The organism is Curtobacterium sp. MCSS17_008, assembly GCF_003234185.1.
GTDB lineage: Bacteria > Actinomycetota > Actinomycetes > Actinomycetales > Microbacteriaceae > Curtobacterium.
On sequence record NZ_QKSM01000006.1, the window covers coordinates 1 to 21,301 of the forward strand.

General features: G+C 71.2%; 18 protein-coding genes. 10 read left to right on the forward strand and 8 right to left on the reverse strand.

Going from position 1 to position 21,301, the window contains the following annotated elements:
• Positions 1–435: 435 nt before the first annotated feature.
• From DEJ23_RS08220 to DEJ23_RS08230, 3 genes are read right to left on the reverse strand one after another with little or no spacing between them, the layout of a single operon-like run.
• Positions 436–2,580: an ABC transporter ATP-binding protein gene (locus DEJ23_RS08220; protein ID WP_111239789.1), complete on the reverse strand. Its 2,145-nt coding sequence runs from the start codon at positions 2,578–2,580 to the stop codon at positions 436–438.
• Positions 2,573–3,511, reverse strand: a complete 939-nt coding sequence (locus DEJ23_RS08225) for an ABC transporter permease (protein WP_111239790.1) — start codon at positions 3,509–3,511, stop codon at positions 2,573–2,575. Before DEJ23_RS08225 ends, DEJ23_RS08220 begins: the two co-directional genes overlap by 8 nt.
• A 3-nt stretch (positions 3,512–3,514) precedes the next feature.
• Positions 3,515–4,495, reverse strand: coding sequence for an ABC transporter permease (locus DEJ23_RS08230; protein WP_111239791.1), 981 nt, complete (start codon positions 4,493–4,495; stop codon positions 3,515–3,517).
• A gap of 252 nt (positions 4,496–4,747) precedes the next feature.
• Between DEJ23_RS08230 and DEJ23_RS08235 the strand changes: the two genes are divergently transcribed.
• A complete protein-coding gene (locus tag DEJ23_RS08235; RefSeq protein WP_181429181.1) occupies positions 4,748–6,460 on the forward strand; it encodes an ABC transporter family substrate-binding protein in 1,713 nt (570 codons plus the stop codon).
• Between the two features lie 60 nt (positions 6,461–6,520).
• On the opposite strand, the gene DEJ23_RS08240 is transcribed toward DEJ23_RS08235, so the two are convergent.
• From DEJ23_RS08240 to DEJ23_RS08250, 3 genes are all read right to left on the reverse strand, one after another.
• Positions 6,521–7,072, reverse strand: a complete 552-nt coding sequence (locus DEJ23_RS08240) for a hypothetical protein (protein WP_146240235.1) — start codon at positions 7,070–7,072, stop codon at positions 6,521–6,523.
• Positions 7,073–7,303: 231 nt separating this feature from the next.
• Positions 7,304–7,783 carry a peroxiredoxin gene (locus DEJ23_RS08245; RefSeq protein WP_111239794.1) on the reverse strand — a complete coding sequence of 160 codons (480 nt, stop codon included), beginning with the start codon at positions 7,781–7,783 and terminating at the stop codon, positions 7,304–7,306.
• A gap of 78 nt (positions 7,784–7,861) precedes the next feature.
• Positions 7,862–8,611: a CPBP family intramembrane glutamic endopeptidase gene (locus DEJ23_RS08250; protein WP_111239795.1), complete on the reverse strand. Its 750-nt coding sequence runs from the start codon at positions 8,609–8,611 to the stop codon at positions 7,862–7,864.
• 125 nt (positions 8,612–8,736) lie between these two features.
• On the opposite strand from DEJ23_RS08250, the gene typA reads away from it, so the two are divergent.
• The 7 genes from typA to DEJ23_RS08285 all read left to right on the forward strand — a co-directional run bounded on the left by typA (position 8,737) and on the right by DEJ23_RS08285 (position 16,824).
• Positions 8,737–10,659: a translational GTPase TypA gene (gene typA, locus DEJ23_RS08255; RefSeq protein WP_111239796.1), complete on the forward strand. Its 1,923-nt coding sequence runs from the start codon at positions 8,737–8,739 to the stop codon at positions 10,657–10,659.
• Between the two features lie 92 nt (positions 10,660–10,751).
• Positions 10,752–11,945, forward strand: a complete 1,194-nt coding sequence (locus DEJ23_RS08260) for an amidohydrolase (protein WP_111239797.1) — start codon at positions 10,752–10,754, stop codon at positions 11,943–11,945.
• 118 nt (positions 11,946–12,063) lie between these two features.
• The gene (locus tag DEJ23_RS08265) at positions 12,064–12,603 is read left to right on the forward strand and encodes a hypothetical protein (RefSeq protein WP_111239798.1); all 540 of its coding nucleotides are present in this window, start codon (positions 12,064–12,066) and stop codon (positions 12,601–12,603) included.
• A 19-nt stretch (positions 12,604–12,622) separates the two neighbouring features.
• A complete protein-coding gene (locus tag DEJ23_RS08270; RefSeq protein WP_111239799.1) occupies positions 12,623–13,843 on the forward strand; it encodes a PIG-L family deacetylase in 1,221 nt (406 codons plus the stop codon).
• Between the two features lie 37 nt (positions 13,844–13,880).
• Entirely contained in the window at positions 13,881–14,198 is a 318-nt protein-coding gene (gene fdxA / locus DEJ23_RS08275; RefSeq protein ID WP_058728223.1) for a ferredoxin, read from the forward strand.
• Positions 14,199–14,212: 14 nt separating this feature from the next.
• Positions 14,213–15,331, forward strand: a complete 1,119-nt coding sequence (gene dapC, locus DEJ23_RS08280; RefSeq protein WP_111239800.1) for a succinyldiaminopimelate transaminase — start codon at positions 14,213–14,215, stop codon at positions 15,329–15,331.
• A 194-nt stretch (positions 15,332–15,525) separates the two neighbouring features.
• Positions 15,526–16,824 (forward strand): citrate synthase, encoded by a 1,299-nt coding sequence (locus tag DEJ23_RS08285; RefSeq protein WP_111239801.1) that lies wholly within the window; start codon positions 15,526–15,528, stop codon positions 16,822–16,824.
• A gap of 103 nt (positions 16,825–16,927) precedes the next feature.
• On the opposite strand, the gene DEJ23_RS08290 is transcribed toward DEJ23_RS08285, so the two are convergent.
• On the reverse strand, positions 16,928–17,743 hold the full coding sequence (locus tag DEJ23_RS08290) for an alpha/beta hydrolase (RefSeq protein WP_111239802.1): 816 nt from the start codon (positions 17,741–17,743) through the stop codon (positions 16,928–16,930).
• 31 nt (positions 17,744–17,774) lie between these two features.
• Entirely contained in the window at positions 17,775–18,740 is a 966-nt protein-coding gene (gene dapD, locus DEJ23_RS08295) for a 2,3,4,5-tetrahydropyridine-2,6-dicarboxylate N-succinyltransferase (protein ID WP_111239803.1), read from the reverse strand.
• 137 nt (positions 18,741–18,877) lie between these two features.
• On the opposite strand from dapD, the gene dapE reads away from it, so the two are divergent.
• The gene (gene dapE, locus DEJ23_RS08300) at positions 18,878–19,960 is read left to right on the forward strand and encodes a succinyl-diaminopimelate desuccinylase (protein WP_111239804.1); all 1,083 of its coding nucleotides are present in this window, start codon (positions 18,878–18,880) and stop codon (positions 19,958–19,960) included.
• A complete protein-coding gene (locus DEJ23_RS08305) occupies positions 19,945–21,195 on the forward strand; it encodes a hypothetical protein (protein WP_111239805.1) in 1,251 nt (416 codons plus the stop codon). Before dapE ends, DEJ23_RS08305 begins: the two co-directional genes overlap by 16 nt.
• Positions 21,196–21,301 lie beyond the last annotated feature (106 nt).

Genomic DNA, 21,301 nt, shown 5'->3' on the forward strand with positions numbered 1-21,301 from the left:
TGGCCTCGGCCATGTGTATAACGGGCAGTTCCGGTGCTCACGGGTGCGTGAGCCGCACAGATCCCGCCCGCTCGTCCATCCCCCTCTGTGCGAGCGGGCCTTTCCGGTGCCCACGGGTGCGTGGGCCGCACAGATCCCGCCCGCTCGTCCGTCCCCCTCTGTGCGAGCGGGCCTTTCCGGTGCCCACGGGTGCGTGGGCCGCACAGATCCCGCCGCTCGATCGCCCTTTCCCGCGAGCGGGCCCTTCCGGTGCCCACGGGTGCGTGGGACACACCGATCCCGCCCGCTCGTCCCCCAGGAGCGCCCGAGCACGACGTGTTCCGCCCGCCCGCGGAACGGCCGCGCTCGCGGAATCGCACCCCGCCCTGCCGGACGACGACGGCCGGGAGGCGCGCGGCGGGTCCGCCACGCTCCTCCCGGCCGTCCCGGGGTCTGTCAGACCGTGGCGGCCGCGTGCTCCGTGAGCAGGTGCTCCTGGTCGGTCTGCACGCAGGCCACACCGCGACCCGCCACGTCCTCCAGGTGCGGATCGATCGTCCGGCACTGCTGCTGCCGTCCCTCGTCGAGCAGCTGGTACAGCGGGCAGCGGGTGCGGAAGCGGCAGCCCTCGATGCGTTCCGTCGGCGATGGGAGGTCGCCCTGCAGCAGGATGCGGCCGCGGTCGGCCTCGGCCGTCGGGTCGGGGACGGGCACCGCCGACAGCAGTGCCCGGGTGTACGGGTGCTGCGGGGCGTCGAAGACCCGGTCGCCCTCGCCGTACTCGACGATGCGGCCGAGGTACATCACCGCGACGTCGTCGGCGATGTGCCGGACCACGGACAGGTCGTGCGCGACGAAGAGGTACGACAGCCCGAGGCGGTGCTTGAGGTCCTCGAGCAGGTTGATGACCCCGGCCTGCACGGAGACGTCGAGCGCGGAGACGGGTTCGTCGAGCACGAGGATCTTCGGCTCGACGATGAGTGCCCGGGCGATGCCGATCCGCTGCCGCTGGCCGCCGGAGAACTCGTGCGGGTACCGGTCGATGTAGCTCGGCTCGAGTCCGACGAGTTCGAGCACATCGCGCACCCGACGGCGGATGTCCTCCTTCGGCACGCCGTGCACGGTGAGCGGCTCGCCGATCACCGAGCCGATGTCGAGGCGCGGGTCGATGGACGCCATCGGGTCCTGGAACACGACCTGGATGTCGCTCCGGAGCGCGCGGCGGTCGCGCTTCGACAGGGTCCCGGTGTCGACGCCGTTGACGCGGATGGTGCCCTGCTGTGCGCCGGCGAGCTCGAGGATCTCCATGATCGTCGTCGTCTTGCCGCAGCCGGACTCGCCGACCAGGCCGAGGACCTGCCCGCGCTTAAGCGTCAGGGAGATCCCGTCGACCGCGTGCACCTCGCCGATCCGTCGGCGGAAGACGGCTCCCTTGGTGAGCGGGAAGGTCTTCACGACGTCCTGCAGCTCGAGGACGACGTCGTCGCCGTGGTCGACGGTGGCCTCGGGGATGTCCTCCGGGCGGGGGAAGATCTCCGACCGGGACAGGGTGCCGGCGGCGATCTCGTCGCGGCGGATGCACGCGGCGGTGTGGTCGTCGGCGAACGCCCCGTTCGAGATCGTCGACACGGAACCGGTGAGGACGGGGTTGTCGCCGCTCGCGGCCACGCTCGGGGAGAGCAGGGCGGGTTCGCCCTCGCGGCAGGCGTCGAGGACGGCCGGGCACCGGTCCGCGAAGGGGCAGCCCGTCGGCTTCGCGGTGAGCAGGGGTGGTCGACCGTCGAGGGGCACGAGGCGCTCGGATCGCGACGACGTCATGTTCGGCATCGACCGGAGCAGCCCGATCGTGTACGGCATCACCGGCTCGTGGAAGAGGGGTTCGACCGGTGCCGTCTCGACGATCCGGCCGGCGTACATCACCGCGACGCGGTCGGCGTTGCCGGCCACCACCCCGAGGTCGTGCGTGATGAGCACGACGGCCGCGCCGGTCATGTCCTTCGCCGTCTGCAGCACGTCGAGGATCTGCGCCTGGATCGTGACGTCGAGGGCGGTGGTGGGTTCGTCGGCGATGATGAGCTTGGGGTCGTTGGCGATGGCGATCGCGATCATCGCGCGCTGCCGCATGCCGCCGGAGAACTCGTGCGGGAAGGCGTCGAGACGACGGGCCGGGTTCGGGATGCCGACGGCGCGCAGCAGTTCCTCGGCGCGGACCCGGGCGGCCTGGGCCGAGAGCGCACGGTCGTGCAGCTTGAGCCCCTCGATGATCTGCTGACCGATCGTGTACACCGGCGTGAGGGCGGAGAGCGGGTCCTGGAACACCATGGCGATGTCGCTGCCGCGCAGCCGCGACATCTCGCGGTCGTTGCGGCCGACGAGTTCCTGCCCGTCGAAGCGGATGCTGCCCTGCACGTGAGCGGAGGACGGCAGCAGGCCCATCACGGCCATCGACGACACCGACTTGCCGGAGCCGGACTCACCGACGATGCCGAGGAACTCGCCCTGGTGCACCGAGTAGTCGACACCGCGGACCGCGTAGACCGGCTTGGTCTTCGGGTTGAACGTGACGGACAGGTCGGAGACGGTGAGCAGCGGCTCAGTCACGGTTGGCTCCTGAGGTGGGGTCGATGGCGTCGCGCAGGGCGTCGCCGAGCAGGCTGGTCGACAGCACGGTCGCGACGAGCGTCGCGGCGGGCAGGACGAAGAGCCAGGGACGGGTGACGGCGGACTGGCTCCCCGCGGCGAGCAGCGTGCCGAGGGACACGTCCGGCACCTGGATGCCGAAGCCGAAGAAGCTCAGGGCGCTCTCGGACAGGATCATCGCGCCGACGCCGAGCGTGGCGTCGATGATGAGCAGCGACGCGACGTTCGGCAGGATGTGCCGACGGATGATCGTGAACGAGGGCACGCCCATGAAGCGGGCCGCCTTGACGTAGTCGCGCTCCCGCAGCGACATCGTCTGTCCGCGGATGACGCGGGCCATGATCATCCAGCCGAAGATCGCGAGCCCGATGATGAGCGCGACCCAGCTGAGGTTCTTGAAGAGCGGGCTGAGCAGCACGAGCGCGTAGAACGACGGGATGACGAGCAGCAGGTCGATGCCCCAGACCAGCGCCCGGTCGACGAAGCCGCCGAAGTAGCCCGCGATCGCTCCGACGATGCCGGCGATCAGGGTCGCGGCGGGTCCGGCGATGAGACCGATGAGCAGCGACTTCTGCAGGCCGACGAGCGTCTGCGCGTAGATGTCCTGGCCGATGTCGTTCGTGCCGAACCAGTGCGCCGCGCTCGGAGCCGCGCCGAACGCCAGACCGTCGGAGTCGACGGCGTTCCAGTGGTACAGGGATGGGCCCACGAAGGCCCAGAGGATGATGAGCAGCAGGGCACCGCCGCCGATCCGGGCGCGCCAGGTGCCGAAGACCTTGCGCCAGAGCGGCGTCCGGCCGCCCGTGACCTGGACGACGTGCGCCGGCTCGCCGGCCGCGCCGTCGCCGGGGTCACCGACGGTGGTCGTGGTGGTGGGGTCGAGTACGGACACGGGTCACACCCTCACTCGCGGGTCGAGCGCGGCGTAGAGCAGGTCCGCGAGGGTGCCTGCGACGAGCACGAGGACCGCCGTGAAGAGGATCGTGCCCGCAGCCGCGTTGATGTCGTTGTTGGTGATGCTCTGCACGAAGTACTCGCCCATGCCGTGCCAGCTGAAGACCAGCTCGGTGATGCTCGCGCCGGTCAGGATGAGGCCGAACGAGTACGCGAAGAAGGTCGACATCGGGATGAGGGCGACGCGGACGCCGTGGCGCATGATCGCCGACCCGCGGGTCCGACCCTTCGAGCGTGCGGTGCGGATGAAGTCGTTCGAGAGCACGTCGAGCATCGCCGACCGCTGGTACCGCGAGTACGAGGCGACGGCACCCAGCGTGAGCGAGATCGTCGGCAGGAGCAGGTGCACGAGCCGGTCGCCGAGGACCGGGAAGAACCCCGTCACCCCCGGCGTGTACTCACCGGTGAAGCTGATGAGCTGCGTCCCGGTGGCGTTGTTGAGCCCGGTCGCGAGGATCATCAGGACGACCGCGATGACGAACGGCGGCGTCGCGAGCACCGCGAACGACAGGTAGGTCGACACCTGGTCGGACGCCCGGTACTGGCGCACGGCGTTCCAGACGCCGAGCAGCACGCCGAACAGGGCCCCGAGCAGCGTGCCGATCACGAGCAGCCGGAGGCTCGTGCCCGAGCGGGCGACGATGTCGGCGGTCACCTCGGTGCCCCGGGCGCTCAGCCCGAGCGATCCGTGGGTGACGAGCCCCACCCACCAGTCCCACGTGCGGACGAGCAGCGGGGTGTTCGGATCAGCGCCGATCTTCTGCAGCGACGCGTCGATCGTGCCCTGGGGGACCGGGGGGTTGCGGCCGAGGAACCGGGACGCGGGGTTGAGGGTCGAACTGGCGAGCAGGTAGCCGAGGGTCGTCGCGACGATCGTCAGGATGACGTAGTTCACGATCCGCTTCGCGATGAAGGCAAGCATGGACGATGGACCTCGCAAGGGGTACGGACGGCGTTGTCGGTGTCGAGAGCGTAACCCCTGCCGACCGCGTCGTGGTGATGCGAAGTGACGCTATGCAACATCTGTTACAGCCGTGTTTCGATTCCTCGCAGGGACTCTCGTGGGGACTGCGGATGTGACTAGGGTTCTCAACCAACACACCGGCGGCAGGGGCCGTCGGTGTTCGGAAGCGCTCAGCGCGAACCACATCGAAAGGGGATCCTCGCGATGCGAATGAGGATCAAGAGCACCGCCGTGCTCGCCACCGCAGCCGCCACAGCCCTCGTGCTCGCGGGCTGCTCCGGCGGCGGCACGGCAGGCGAGAGCAGCTCCGCGGTCGCCCAGTCGTCACTGCAGTCGACCGGGTGGACGTCCGCGGATCGTGACTCGATCAAGGACGGCGGCACGCTGACGCTCCCGATCGACACCGCTCCCGCCAACTTCCAGCTCAGCAACCTGGACTCCGGGACGGTCGACGACCAGACCATCGCCGGTGTCTACCTGCCCGGGTTCGTCCAGTTCAAGGAGAACGGCGACTGGGAGGCGAACCCCGACTACGCCGAGTCCGTCGAGCTGACGAAGGACTCGCCGCAGACCGTCGAGGTCCAGATCAACCCGGAGGCCACCTGGTCCGACGGCACGCCGATCACCGTGAAGGACGTCGCCGCGAACTGGAAGGCGCTCAACGGCACCGACGAGGCCTTCGCGCCGCTCGCTACGAACGTGTGGGAGGACGTCGAATCGGTCTCGCAGGGCTCCGACGACCGCGACGTGGTCATCACGTTCAAGAAGACCAACGCCGACTGGGCGAGCGTCCTCAACGGGATCTACCCGTACTGGGCGGTGGACACCCCCGAGCACTTCAACGAGGCATGGGCGAAGGGCCCGTACGCGGCGGACGGCAAGACGTACGTCTCCGGCGGCCCGTACGTCGTGGAGTCCTTCGACGCCAACGGCGGTGTGCTCACGTTCGAGAAGAACAGCAAGTGGTGGGGAGACGAGCCGAAGCTCGACACGATCGTCTTCAAGACCGTGTCGCGGGACGGCCTCGCCCAGGCGTACGCGAACAAGGAGCTCGACGCCTTCAACCTGTACGGCAGTGCCGACAACCTGAAGACCGCGAACAGCCGCTCGGACTCGAAGATCGAGCGCTCGCTCGGCACCACCTGGCGCCACGTGACGCTCAACGGCACGTCCGAGGTCTTCGAGGACCAGGAGGTGCGCCAGGCGTTCGCGCAGGCGATCAACCGCAAGGTGCTCGCCCAGGCGATCCTCTCGCCGGTGAAGAGCCCGGGTGACGTGCTGAACAACCTCGTGTACCTGCCGGGGCAGAAGGGCTACGAGGACGACGCCTCGAAGGTCTACGGCTACAGCACGGAGGACGCCAAGGAGAAGCTCGAGGACGCCGGTTGGACGATCGGTTCCGACGGCTACGCGGCGAAGGGCGGCAAGACGCTCGAGGTCCGGTTCGTGATCCCGTCGGACAACCCGAACTCGGCGAACATCGCGCAGCTCGTGCAGCAGCAGACGAAGGCCGCCGGTTTCAAGGTGACCATCGACACCGTCCCGACCGACGACTTCTTCACGAAGTACATCACCACCGAGACGCGCGACTTCGACGCCACCTACTTCGCGTGGCAGGGCACGCCGTTCCCGGTGTCGTCGCTGAAGTCGATCTTCTACCCGGCGGATGCCGGTCAGAACTACTCGGGTGTGACCGACGACTCGCTCGGCGCCGCGTGGGACAAGGCGAACGCCGAGCTCGACGCGGACGCCCGGGTCGAGGACGCCCAGGCCATCGACAAGAAGATCGTCGAGGTCGCCGGCACCATCCCACTGTTCGCGGAGCCCTACGCCTGGGGTGTGCGGAAGGACCTGGTGAACTACGGGCCGGCGCAGTTCCAGTCGAGCTCCGTCAAGTGGCAGGACGTCGGCTACACCGAGTAGTCCGACCGACAGAACGACGCCCCCGCGGTCCTCGGACGGCGGGGGCGTCGCGTCGTCGGTTCAGAGCCGCGCACCCGCCATGGAGGCGAGCACACCGAGCACGATCATCCCGACGACCGACCAACCGTGGGGGCGGTGGGTGATGCGCGCCGGCACGACCGTCGCCGGGGGCGGGCCCTCCTGCTCCACCGGTGCGGGGAGGAAGGCGCGCATCCGCCGAGCCGCGGCGTCGACGTCGAGGCGGGTGACGCCTCCCGGACGGCCGGTCGCGGCGCCGAGGCGGGCCGTCGGACGGGTGGCGAGCCAGGTGCGACGGACGCCCTCGCTCGTCACCACCTCGATGCCGTACCTGGTCCGGATCTCGGTCACGCGGCGCCAGTCGTAGGTGCTCGTCCGCCGGACGTCGACGATGCGCAGGTGCTCCGGCGTGCACTCGAAGCGGGGGCGCCAGAACACGGCCCAGGCGACGAGGGCGATGAAGCAGCTCGGCACGGGCGCCAGCCACACGCTGCCCCCACCGACCAGGGCGAGCGGGACGAGCACGACGGCGACGGCCCAGAGGACGACGGCGAGCACGCGCATGCCGGGGGCGACGATCACGGTGGGGGGCACCCGACGATGCTAGGCGACCGTGGCGAGGTGAGCGCCGGAGGGCTGCCGAGAGCGCCTCCCCGGGGATGTCCGGGGAGCGGGTGTGACACACCGGCGCGTACCTCCGGACGACCCGGTCCCCCGGGGAGGCGGGTCCTGCGGACCGCTCGTGCCGTCCATGGTCCGCGGTCCCCCGTCCGGGTGTCAACACCCCTCGACGGAACCCTCGGGAACCGACCCGCCGACCACGGCTCAGTCGGCGAGCTGCTCGACCTGGGTCCGGATCGTGTCGGCCTTCGGGAACCGCAGTCCGACCAGCCCGACGTGACGCCACCGCACGACGCCGTCCGGCCCGATCACGAAGACCGATCGCCGGAGGCCGATCCCCGGAGCCTGCAGCCCGTAGGCGCGGACGACGTCGCCCGCGGTGTCGCTGAGCAGCGGGAAGGTGAGCGACGATCCGCGGGCGAACGCCTCGTGCGAGTCGAGCGCCTGCGGGCTGATGCCCCACACCACGGCGCCGAGGTCGCCGAAGTCGTCGAGTTCCTCCTGGTAGCTGCAGAGCTGGGCGGTGCACACCGGGGTGGCGTCGCCGGGGTAGAAGGCGAGGACGACCGTGCGACCGATCTCGGCGGACAGGGCGTACTCGCCGTCGGTGCGGGTGCCGCTGCGGACGATCGTCCCGGGCAGCGTGAAGCCGGGCGCTGGTTCGCCGACCTCGGGGATGTGCATGGGCTCACGGTAGGGCCGCCCGCTGCGATCGGGGCTCCGGCACGCTGGGCGTGCGCCCGGACGATCCTGAGCGTGTGCCTACCGGAACAGCTGCGGGAACGCCTGCGCGACGAAGGGGTACCCGACGAACACCACGGCATCGAGCAGACAGTGGGTGATCACGAGGGGGAGGAGCCGGCCCCACCTCGTGTAGATCCACCCGAACACGACGCCCATCACCGCGTTGCCCACGAACGCCCCGAACCCCTGGTACAGGTGGTAGCTCCCGCGCAGAACGGCGGTGGAGAGGATCACCTGCCAGCGCCCCCACCCGAGCCCGCCGAGCCGCTCGTACAGGTAGCCGATGACGATGACCTCCTCCTGCAGCCCGGACCGGATCGCCGAGAGCAGCAGGACGGGGATGGTCCACCAGTACGTGTTCAAGGCCGCCGGGTCGACGTCCACGGTGAAGCCGAGCGCCCGCCCCGTGAAGTACAGCGCGAGTCCGGGGACGCCGATGCACAGTGCGATGACGGCCGCGCCCCCGAGGTCCGGGCGGACCCGGAACCGGTCGATGCCGAGTCGCTGCAGGTGTGGGCGACGGACGCTCCAGAGCAGGTAGCAGACCAGCGCGACCGGGGCGAGGTCGACCGCGATGCCGACGAGCTGCCGTGCGAGGTCGACGTACTGCACGGTCGTGGTCGACGTGTTCAGCGCGGTGGACTGCTCGCCGAGCGGGCTGGTCTGCGACAGGTCGTCGATGATCTGCAGGACCGAGTACAGGGCGCTGCCGCCCAGGGACAGCGCGAGGACGATCGTGATCTCGGTCCACGTTCGCCGTCGGCTCATGGGCTGTACTCCTGTCGGTTGCGAACTACCGGTAGACTGGCGTGTCGGGCGTTCTGCCCGCGGGTGCCGTGTGTCCACGACGACCGGCCGCCCGATCCTCTTCCGAACACCAAAGGATGTCCTGTATGGCGCTCGCCACCCGGTCCGACCTGCGCAACGTCGCCATCGTGGCACACGTCGACCACGGCAAGACCACCCTCGTCGACGCGATGCTCACGCAGACGAACTCGTTCGACGCCCACTTCGAGGGCGAGGACCGGATGATGGACTCGAACGACCTCGAGCGCGAGAAGGGCATCACCATCCTCGCGAAGAACACCTCGGTGCTCTACAACGGGAAGCACGCCGAGGAGTTCAACCCCGGTGGCCGCATCACCATCAACGTGATCGACACCCCGGGCCACGCCGACTTCGGCGGCGAGGTCGAGCGAGGCCTCTCGATGGTCGACGGCGTCGTCCTGCTCGTCGACGCGTCCGAGGGCCCGCTGCCCCAGACCCGCTTCGTGCTCCGCAAGGCGCTCGCCGCGAAGCTCCCGGTGATCCTGCTCGTCAACAAGACGGACCGCCCGGACTCCCGCATCGACGAGGTCGTCTCCGAGTCGCAGGACCTGCTGCTCGGCCTGGCCTCGGACCTGGCGGACGAGGTCGACGACCTCGACCTCGACGCCATCCTGGACGTCCCCGTGGTGTACGCCTCGGGTCGTGCCGGTGCCGCGAGCCGCAACAAGCCGAACGACGGCGAGCTGCCCGACAACGACGACCTCGAGCCGCTGTTCGAGGCGATCCTGCAGCACGTCCCCGCTCCGCAGTACGACGACGAGCACCCGCTGCAGGCGCACGTCACCAACCTCGACGCCTCGCCGTTCCTCGGTCGCCTCGCGCTGCTCCGCATCTTCCACGGCACGATGAAGAAGGGGCAGACGGTCGCGTGGGTCAAGCACGACGGCACCGTCGCGAACGCCCGCATCACCGAACTGCTCATCACGAAGGCGCTCGACCGCTACCCCGCCGAGTCCGCGGGCCCCGGTGACATCGTCGCCGTCGCCGGCTTCGACACGATCACCATCGGCGAGACCCTGAGCGACCCGGAGGACGTCCGTCCGCTGCCGACCATCACGGTCGACGACCCGGCGATCTCGATGACCATCGGCACGAACACGTCGCCGCTGGTGGGCAAGGTCAAGGGCCACAAGCTGACCGCGCGCATGGTCAAGGAGCGCCTCGACCGCGAGCTGATCGGCAACGTCTCGCTCAAGGTGCAGGACATCGGCCGCCCGGACACCTGGGAGGTCCAGGGCCGTGGTGAGCTGGCGCTCGCCATCCTCGTCGAGCAGATGCGCCGCGAGGGCTTCGAACTCACGGTCGGCAAGCCGCAGGTCGTCACGAAGCGCGACGAGAACGGCAAGCTGCAGGAGCCGTACGAGCACATGACGATCGACACGCCGGAGGAGCACCTCGGCGCGATCACGCAGCTCATGGCAGCGCGCAAGGGTCGCATGGAGAACATGACGAACCACGGCACCGGCTGGATCCGCATGGAGTTCATCGTGCCGTCGCGCGGCCTCATCGGCTTCCGCACGTCCTTCCTCACCGAGACCCGCGGCACCGGCATCGCGAACGCGATCTTCCACGGCTACGACGAGTGGGCCGGCCCGATCCAGACGCGCATCAACGGCTCGATCGTCTCCGACCGCGCCGGCGTCGTCACGCCCTTCGCCATCACGAACCTCCAGGAGCGGATGACGTTCTTCGTCAACCCGACGGAGGAGGTCTACGAGGGCATGGTCATCGGTGAGAACTCCCGTGCCGACGACATGGACGTCAACATCACGAAGGAGAAGAAGCTGACGAACATGCGTTCGGCGAACGCCGACTCCTTCGAGTCGATGACGCCGTCGCGTCAGCTCTCCCTCGAGGAGTGCCTGGAGTTCGCGCGCGAGGACGAGTGCGTCGAGGTCACCCCCGACGCCGTCCGCATCCGCAAGGTCGAGCTCGACGCGCAGGCCCGCCAGCGCGCGTACGCCCGCCTGAAGCGCCAGGACGCGTAGACCGAGCGCACCGGAGGCGCGTCCTCCGTCCGACGGCCCGGTCACCTCACCGAGGTGGCCGGGCCGTCGGCGTCCGGCGTTACGGTGGACGGGTGACTCTCGACCTCCTCTCGCTGTACCAGGACCTGCACGCCCACCCGGAGCTCGGCTTCCAGGAGCACCGCACCGCCGGCGTCATCGCCGACCGGCTCGCGGAGATCGGCGGGATCGAGGTCACCACGGGTGTCGGTGGCACGGGTGTCGTGGGCGTTGTGTCCAACGGCGCGGGCCCGGTCGTGTGGCTCCGCGCCGACATGGACGGCCTGCCCGTGCAGGAGCGCACCGGCCTGTCGTACGCGAGCGCGCACACCGGCCGTGACGACGAGGGCGCTGAGGTCCCGACGATGCACGCCTGCGGGCACGACATCCACGTCACCTGGCTGCTCGGCAGCCTGGAACGCCTCGTCGCCACCCGCGACGCGTGGCACGGCACCGTCGTCGCCGTCTTCCAGCCCGCGGAAGAGGTCATCTCCGGAGCCCGCGCCATGATCGAGGACGGCCTGGTCGAGCGGTTCCCGAAGCCCGACGTGGTGCTCGGTCAGCACTCGGCGCCGGCACCGGTGGGCATCGTCGCCGTCGGCTCCGGCCCCGTGATGGCCTCCAGCGACCGGCTCACCGTCACCTTCAACGGGCGCGGCGCACACGGCTCGGCGCCGCAGGCCTCGCTCGACCCCGTCGTCACCGCCGCCAGCGCCGTCGTGCGGCTGCAGACCGTCGTCTCGCGCGAGGTCTCGCCGTCCGACGCCGGCGTGGTGACCGTCGGCAGCTTCCACGCCGGTACGCGGCCGAACATCATCCCGGACCAGGCCGTGATCGAGATCTCGACGCGCGCTCGGAACGAGGAGACCCGCGAGCGCATCATCGCCTCGATCGAGCGCATCGTCCGCGCCGAGAGCGAGGCGGGCGGCCTCGACGCGCCGACGATCGAGCGTGCGCCCGGTGCCGAGGTCACGGTCAACGACGCCGAGGCCGCGCAGCGCGTGCTCGAGGCGCTCCGTCAGGCGGTCCCCGATGCGCGCGACCTGGAGATCGGGCTCGCGATGGCGTCGGAGGACGTCGGGCAGCTCGCCACCGCGGCAGGGGTCCCGCTCGTGTACTGGTTCACCGGCATCACCGACCCGGAGCTGTTCCGCCGCGGCGAGGAGATCCCGAGCAACCACTCGCCGTTCTACGCGCCGCAGGCCGAGACGGCGATCCCCGTCGGGGTCGACGCCCTGACCGCCGGAGCACGCGCCTACCTGGTCTGACGGCCGCTGGCCTCTCGTGCCCGCCCCGGGGGCCATGGCTCACGCGGCGACGCGCTGGACGGGAGCTTCACAGCGAACGCACGCCGCGCCTCCCGTCCGGCCGCCTAGGGTGCTGCCCATGCGCACGACCCGGACCCTGATCGCCGCCGTCACGGCGGGCATCGCCCTCGCCGGCCTGACCGGCTGCTCCGCCGACGCCGTCCGTCAGGCGACCGACCTCGGCTCGTCGGTCGCATCGGACGTGAGCGAGACCGTGCGGGGCATCGACGGCGAGGCGATCCAGGACGGCATGGCCTCGGTCGCCGGCGGCATCGACGGCGCGCTCGACGCCGCCCTCGACGGCACGGGCGTGACCTCGGACGGCAGGGTCCCCGACGGCTTCCCGACCTCGGACGTCCCGCTCGTCGACGGCACCGTGCTCGGCGGCGGAGCCGGCCCGAACGGCTCCGGCTGGGTGGTGCAGGTCCGCGTGGCCTCGGTCGACGACTTCCCGGCGGCGGCCGAGCAGCTCGCCGCGGCCGGGTACACCGAGTCCGCGAAGCGTGCCGACTCGTCGAGCGCCTTCGGGCTGTTCCGCAGCGACGCCCACCGCGTGGTGCTCACCGTGTCGGAGACGAAGGACGGCGTCACCGCGACGTACATCGTCACGCCCCGGTAGCGAAGTACCCTGGGACGCGATGTCCAAGGCCCCCGCAACGCGACCCGAACGCGTCCTGTTCGTGCACGCCCACCCCGACGACGAGACGCTGTCGTCGGGCGGCACCATCGCCACACTGATCGAGCTCGGGGCCGAGGTGACCGTCCTGACCGCGACCCGGGGGGAGCGCGGGGAGATGCTCACCGACGCCCTCGCGCCGCTCGCCGGCGACGGCCCCCGCGTGGCCGCGCACCGGGAGACCGAGATCGCCGCCGCACTGGCCGCGCTCGGGGGTCCGGCGCACCTGTGGCTGGGCGGCCCGGGAGCGCGTCCGACCGACCTGCCCGTCCGTCGGTACACGGACTCCGGCATGCAGTGGGGACCGGACGGGCGCGCCACCAGCGCCACCGACGCCCCCGCGGACTCGCTGACCCGGGCCGACCTGGGCGAGGTCGTCGACGACCTGCGTGCGGCCATCCGGTCGACGGGCGCCGACGCCGTCGTGAGCTACGCCGACGACGGCGGGTACGGTCACCCCGACCACGTCCGCGTGCACCACGCCGCGCGGTACGCCGCCCGGGCCGAGGAGGTGCCGTTCTCGATGATCGTCGCCCCGGACGCCGACGAGGTCGACCTGACGGTCGACGTGGTCCCGGTCCGCGCGAAGGTCCGTGCCGCGGTCGAGCAGTACCGTTCCCAGGTCGCCGTCGACCCGGTGGACCCCGCCGACCCGCAGCGTCTGACGTGGGTCATGCCGCACGGCGTCCGCCAGGCAGCGCCCGCGGTCGAGGCCTACCGGCACGACGTCGAGCCCGTGCCCCGGGTGCCCGAGACCTTCGCGGAGCTCTCCGGTCAGGGCAAGGTGACGGCCGTCGTGGTGGCGGCCGTCGCCGGCCTGGTCGCGGGGGCGCTCGGCACGGTGACGCACCAGCAGACGCTCGCGGGCTTCCCGATCGGCATGGTGATCACGACCCTCGTCGTGCTCGGGCTCGTCGTCGGCCTGCGCCTGCTGTACCGCTCCCGTTCGATGGTCGCGGCCGCCGGGATCGCCGTCATCGTCGCCACGCAGGTGCTGGTGAGCGTCGGCGGCCAGTCGTCGCCGCTCGTGCTCGCGAACCTCGCCGGGTACGTCTGGACGTTCGGGCCGGCGGCGATCGCGGCGCTCACCCTCGCCTGGCCCGACCTGTCGGGACTCCGTGCCAGCACAGCGGCGGCGGCGCCGGCGGACGGACGGTCAGGGTCGTCCCCGGGCCGCGAGTAGACTCGCACTCGCTCAGTCCGAAGGGAGCACCCGCACCGTGACCTACGTGATCGCCCAGCCCTGTGTCGACGTCAAGGACCGCGCCTGCATCGACGAATGCCCGGTCGACTGCATCTACGAGGGCGACCGGTCGCTGTACATCCACCCCGACGAGTGCGTCGACTGCGGTGCGTGCGAGCCGGTCTGCCCGGTCGAGGCGATCTACTACGAGGACGACCTGCCGGACGAGTGGGCCGACTACTACAAGGCCAACGTCGAGTTCTTCGAAGAGGTGGGCTCGCCCGGCGGTGCGGCGAAGGTCGGCGTGATCCACAAGGACCACCCCGTCGTCATGGCCGAGCCCCCGCGCGGCTGACCGCGGACCCGCACGTGGCGCTCGACCTCCCCGACTTCCCCTGGGACCAGCTCCTCCCGTTCAAGCAGCGCGCGGCGGCGTACGAGGGCGGCATCGTCGACCTCAGCGTCGGCTCGCCCGTCGACCCGACCCCGGAGGTCGTCCGCACGGCCCTGGCCCGTGCGACCGATGCGCACGCCTACCCGCAGGTCGCCGGTACGCCGGCCCTCCGCGAGGCGATCGCCGCGTGGTACGGCCGTCGGCAGGGCGTGACCCTCACCCCGGACCAGGTCCTGCCGACGATCGGCTCGAAGGAGTTCATCGCGGGACTCGCGCTCTGGCTCGGCATCGGTCCGGGTGACACCGTGGTGTTCCCCGAGGCGGCGTACCCGACCTACGAGCTCGGCGCGGCGCTGGTGCGCGCCGAGGCGCTGGCGTCGGACGATCCGGCCGCGTGGCCGGAGACGACGAAGCTCGTCTGGCTCAACTCGCCGGGCAACCCGGACGGACGCGTGCTGTCGGTCGAGCAGCTGCGCGCCGCGGTCGAGCGTGCCCGCGAGCTCGGCGCCGTGATCGTCGGCGACGAGTGCTACGCCGAGCTCGGCTGGGAGCCGCCGTACGACGCCGGGCCGACCCCGTCGATCCTCGACCCGCGCGTGGTCGGCGACCGCGTGGACGGCGTGCTCAGCGTGTACTCGCTGTCGAAGCAGTCGAACCTCGCCGGGTACCGTGCCGCGTTCGTCGCGGGGGACGCGGCGATCCTGGCAGAGGTGCTGGCGGTCCGGAAGCACACCGGCATGATGCCGCCGCTGCCCGTGCAGGACGCGATGATCGTCGCCCTCGCCGACGACACGCACGTGCAGCAGCAGAAGGCCCGCTACCGCGCCCGACGGAACATGCTCCGACGGGCACTCGAGGGCGCGGGCTTCCGGATCGACCACAGCGAGGCCGGGCTCTACCTCTGGGCCACCCGTGGCGAGCCGGCGCTCGAGACCGTCGGGTGGCTGGCGGAGCGGGGCATCCTCGTCGCCCCCGGGACCTTCTACGGCCCCGCGGGTGCGGAGCACGTGCGGGTGGCGCTCACCGCGACCGACGACCGGATCGCGGCGGCGGCGCAGCGCCTGGCGAGCACCAGGAGACTGGCGGGGTCCTGATCGAGGTCGGTCGCGCCTCCCGGTCGAGACGACGGACCGGACCACCGTGCGCTCCTCGCACAATCCGTGGAATCCACCAGATCTCCGCCTTCCGGTGGTGCACGACCGACAGTCGGCGCAGTTAGGCTGTCGTCGTGACTGACACTGCCAACGACGCTCAGAAGACGGCCACACCGCCCACCACGCCCGTTCCCGTGAGCCCCGCCGCCGCCGAGTCGACGGAGACCGCGACGCTGACGTTCCCGGGTGGCACCGCGGAGTTCCCGATCCTGCCGAGCGTCGACGGCGCGTCCGCGATCGACATCTCTTCGCTGAAGAAGCAGACCGGGCTGAACACCCTCGACTACGGCTTCGTCAACACCGGCGCCACGAAGAGCGCCATCACCTACATCGACGGCGATCAGGGCATCCTGCGCTACCGCGGGTACCCGATCGACCAGGTCGCGTCGGGCTGCACCTACCTCGAGGTCGCGTGGCTCCTCATCTACGGGGAGCTCCCGACGAAGGACGAGCTCGACGGGTTCGACGCCCGCATCCGTCGGCACACGCTGCTGCACGAGGACCTCCGGCGCCTGTTCGACGCGCTGCCGCACTCCGCGCACCCGATGTCGGTGCTGTCCAGCGCCGTGAGCGCACTGTCGACGTACTACGAGGACGACATGGACGTCGACGACCCGGAGAAGGTCGAGCTGCAGACCGTCCGGCTCCTCGCCAAGCTCCCGGTGATCGCCGCGTACGCGCACAAGAAGGCGATCGGGCAGGCGTTCCTGTACCCGGACAACTCGCTGTCGTTCGTCGACAACTTCCTGCGCCTCAACTTCGGCACCATGGCCGAGACGTACGTGCCGAACCCGGTGCTGTCGAAGGCGCTCGAGCGGCTCCTCATCCTGCACGAGGACCACGAGCAGAACGCCTCGACCTCGACCGTCCGGCTCGTCGGCTCGACGAAGGCGAACATGTTCGCCTCGATCTCCGCGGGCATCAACGCGCTCTACGGGCCGCTGCACGGCGGTGCGAACGAGGCGGTGCTCGAGATGCTGCAGCAGATCAAGGACTCCGGCGAGCCGGTGTTGCGCTTCGTCGAGCGGGTGAAGAACAAGGAGCGCGGGGTGAAGCTCATGGGCTTCGGGCACCGCGTCTACAAGAACTACGACCCGCGGGCGAAGCTCGTCAAGGAGTCCGCGCACGAGGTGCTGGAGTCCCTCGGGGTGCAGGACGACCTGCTCGACATCGCCATGGAGCTCGAGCAGATCGCGCTCGAGGACGAGTACTTCGTCAGCCGCAAGCTCTACCCGAACGTCGACTTCTACACCGGCATCATCTACCGGGCGATGGGCTTCCCACCGCGGATGTTCACCGTGCTCTTCGCGATCGGGCGCCTGCCGGGGTGGATTGCCCAGTGGCGCGAGCTGAACAACGACCCGCTCAACAAGATCGGTCGTCCGCAGCAGCTGTACGTGGGGCACCCGGAGCGCGACCTCCCGGCGCGCTGACGTCGGTCCGACCCGAGCCCGGTCGACAGGCCCGCTCGCGATCCGCGAGCGGGCCTGTTCCGTCACGATCGGCGGCGTCCGCCGATCTACCCGTTCCTTCCCATTACACGTGCGTTGACATGCGGAACCGGTCGGTGGCGGTCGCCCAGGCGGCGAGCAACTCCGTGGCGGCGCCGAACGCGGGCGAGGCCGGCCGGTTCAGGAACGCGTGGCGATCGTGCAGGACGTGCCGCTCCACCGTCGTGCCCGCGGCGGTGAGTTCGTCGGCGAAGCGGTCGCCCGACGCCCGCATGGCGTCCGACTCGGCGTCCACGACGAAGGCCGGTGGGAACCCGGTCAGGTCCTGCCCTCCGGCGAACGCCGTCCGCTCCCGGCGCGACCGTCGGGGCACCGCGTTGCGGTTCGCGACGTCGAGGGCCCACGGTGCGTGCGTGACCCGGCGGTGCCCGCGGACGCCGCGCTGGACCTCGCGATCGCGGGGGAGCCGCGCGTGGTGGAAGCCGTAGGCCAGCACCACACCGTCCGGCGGGTCGCCCGCGTCGAGCAGACCGAGCGTCGCGGCGGACGCCAGGCACGCACCGGCGCTCGCGCCGCCGAGCAGCAGGGGACCGTCGGTGTGCGCCCGTGTGTGCCGGACCACCGCGAGCACGTCGTCGTGGGCGTGCGGCCACCGTGCGCGCGGTCGCGGGCCGCGACGACCGACCCAGGGGAGCCCGGGGAGCGGGACCAGCCGGTAGTCGACGGTCACCACCGCCAGACCACGGTCCGCCAGCGCGACGGCCACGGCGTGCGACTCCGGTTGGTCGAGGCCCCCGCGGAAGAAGCCGCCGCCGTGCAACCACACCAGCGTCGGACCTTCCGGTCGCCCGTACCGCCGCACCGGGACCGGCCCGTGCGGTCCCGCGATCGTCGCCCCCATGCCGACAGTCTGGCAGTGGGGCGCCGCGCGGCTACGCGTGCAGGGCAGTGTTGAGCTGGATGCCCTGCCCCTGACGCTGCAGGGCCTCGACCGCGCCGGTGAGCGAGTTGCGGCGGAACAGCACGTTCGGCACACCGGAGAGCTCGGCGGCCTTCACGGTGCGGGGCGTGCCGTCGGGAGCGGGCGCGGCGCCGACCAGGACGACCTTGGTGCCAGCGGTGACGTAGAGGCCCGCCTCGACAACGGAGTCGTCGCCGAGCGAGATGCCGAGTCCGGCGTTCGCCCCGAGGAGGGCGCGCTCGCCGAGCGACACCCGGTGCGTGCCCCCGCCCGAGAGGGTGCCCATGATGGACGCGCCGCCGCCGATGTCGGTGCCGTTGCCGACCACGACGCCCTGCGACACACGGCCCTCGATCATGGCGTCACCGAGGGTGCCGGCGTTGAAGTTCACGAAGCCCTCGTGCATGACGGTCGTGCCGGGTGCGAGGTGCGCTCCGAGCCGGACGCGGTTCGCGTCGCCGATGCGGACGCGGTCCGGCACGACGTAGTCGAGCAGCCGGGGGAACTTGTCGACCGCGTGGACGGCGATGCCCGCGCGCTGCAGGGACGGGCGGAGGCGGGTCAGCGCCTCGGGGTGCACGGGGCCTGCATTCGTCCAGGCGACGATCGGCAGGTGGCCGAAGACGCCGTCGAGCGCGATCTCGTTCGGACGCACGTGCAGGTGGCTGAGCAGGTGCAGGCGCAGGTAGGCGTCCGGCGTGCTGGTCGGCGCGGCGTCGATCGCGATCTCGGTCGTGACGGCCTCGATCCGGACGTCGCGGCGGGGGTCGTCACCGACGTGCGCGCGGAGCTGGGCAGGGAACTCGGCGTCGGCGGGGCGCTCGCCGAGGTGGGTCTCGGGGTACCAGGTGTCGAGGACGGTGCCGTCGGCGGCGATCGTCGCGAGGCCGTGGCCCCAGGCGTGGGACGGGCGGTCGGTGGAGGTCGTCTCGGTCACGCGACCAGGCTAGCGAGCCCGCCGGGCGGCGGACCGTCCGGGCGGACTGGAGGCCGGACTCGCGTCCGCCGGTCGTGTCCCCGGCGTGGGCGGTCCCCTCCGACGAGACGACGAGGCACGGCCGGTAGGCTGCCCGCATGCCGGAGCTGCTCGACCTCACCGCCTCGTCCATCGACATCACGCGCGCGATCTGCGACATCGAGTCCGTGTCCGGCAACGAAGGGCGGTTGGCCGACGCGATCGAGGCATCGCTGTCGTCGCTACCGCACCTCGAGGTCGTCCGTGACGGCGACGCGATCGTGGCGCGGACGCAGCTCGGCCGCGAGCGCCGGGTGGTCATCGCGGGCCACATCGACACGGTGCCGCTGAACCACAACCTGCCCACCGAGTTCCGCACCGCCGAGGACGGCACCGAGATCCTGTGGGGTCGCGGGACCGTCGACATGAAGGCCGGCTGCGCCGTGCAGCTGAAGCTCGCGCACGACCTGGCCGAGCCGAACGTCGACGTCACCTGGGTCTTCTACGACCACGAGGAGGTCAGCGACTCGCTGAACGGCCTCGGCCGCCTGGCGCGGACCCGGCCCGAGCTCCTCGCCGGTGACTTCGCGATCCTCGGCGAGCCGTCCGGCGCGCAGATCGAGGGCGGCTGCAACGGCAACCTCCGCGCGGAGATCCGCACCTTCGGCAAGCGGTCGCACAGCGCGCGCAGCTGGATCGGCGACAACGCGATCCACAAGACCGCGCCGATCCTCGCCACCCTCGCCGCCTACGAACCCCGCACCGTGACGGTCGACGGTCTCGAGTACCGCGAGGGCCTGAACGCCGTGGGGATCACCGGCGGGATCGCGGGCAACGTCATCCCGGACGAGGCGATGGTGCACGTCAACTACCGCTTCGCGCCGTCCCGCTCCGCCGACGAGGCCGTCGCGCACATCCGCGAGCTCTTCGACGGCTACGACGTGCAGATCGTCGACCTGGCCGCCGGCGCCCGTCCGGGACTCGACGCCCCGCTCGCGCAGCAGTTCGTCCAGGCCGTGGGCGGACCGGCACCGCGCCCGAAGTACGGCTGGACCGACGTGGCCCGGTTCTCGGCCCTCGGCGTGCCCGCCGTGAACTACGGCCCGGGCGAGCCGGTCTTCGCGCACCACGACGACGAGCAGGTCCCGGTCGCCCAGATCACCGCGGTCGAGGACGGCCTGCGTCGGTGGCTGACGGCCTGACCACCGGCGCCGCGCGGACCGTCGCGCGGCGGACCGCCGCGGCACGGTGGCGGGCGCGGTACCGGCTCGTGCCCTGGTGGGTGCGGGTCAGCGTGGTCTACGTGGCGGCGCGGCTCGTGACCGGGGCGATGCTGCTCGCGTTCGCCCGGGCGCAGACCGCCAACTCGTTCACGTCGGCGAACCCGTCGTACCTGTCGTTTGCGTCGATCTGGGACGGGGCGTGGTACCGCGTCATCGCGGCGAACGGCTACCCGTCGACGCTCCCCGTCGACGCCGCCGGACACGTCACCGAGAACGCGTGGGCCTTCATGCCGGCCTACCCGTTCCTCGTACGCGGCCTGATGGTGCTGACCGGGGCGTCGTTCGAGGCGGTGGCCGTCACGGTCTCCCTCGTCGCGGGGTGGGGCGCCGCGCTCGTCTTCCGACGGCTGATGGGACGCTTCCTCGACGACCGGCGGGCGGGCTTCGCGACGGTGCTGTTCTGCGTCGCGCCGGTGTCGGCGGTGTTCCAGGTCGCCTACGCCGAGGCGATGGGGCTCTTCCTGCTCCTCGTCGCCCTGCTGCTCATGGTCGACCGTCGCTGGTGGACGATGCTCCCCGTCGTGCTCCTGCTCGGGATGACGCGGCCGACCGGGCTGGCGTTCGCGTTCCTCGTGGTGCTCTTCCTCGGCGTCTGGGCGTTCCGTCCGGCCTGGGTGCGGGAGGTCGAGCGGCCCAGTGTCCGCCGTGCGGTGCCGCCGCTCGCCGTGGCCGTCGTCTCCGGGCTTGTCGGACTGGCGTGGCCCGCGATCGCCTGGGCGGTCACCGGTGTGCCGAAGGCCTACACCGACACGGAGCTCGCCTGGCGGTCGTCGTACATCGGGTGGCAGGAGCTCGTGCCGTTCGCCCCGTGGATCCAGGGGTTCGGCTGGTGGTTCCGGCAGCCTGCCGGCGGGGTCCTGCTCGCGGTCACCCTCGTCGGCTTCGCGGTCTTCGTCCTCCACCCGGCCGCGCGGCGCGTCGGGCTCGAGCTCCGGCTCTGGGGCGTCGCCTACGTCGTGTACCTGCTCGCGGTCTTCTTCCCGCAGTCGAGCACCTGGCGGATCCTGCTGCCGATCGCGCCGCTGCTCGGGATCGTCGCCCTGCCGCGCTCACGGGTCTACCGCGTGCTCGTCGTCATGGCCTGCCTCGGGCTGCAGTGGGCGTGGCTGTACCACTGCTGGTGGATCGACGGCTACGACTGGACCCCGCCGTGATCGGCCGTCGTTCCACCGCGCGGCCGGGTGTCCGTGCTCCGGGCGACGACCTCGCAGACCGCGGCGACACGGCGATCCGACACCCCCGACCTGGGTGGTTTCGCAG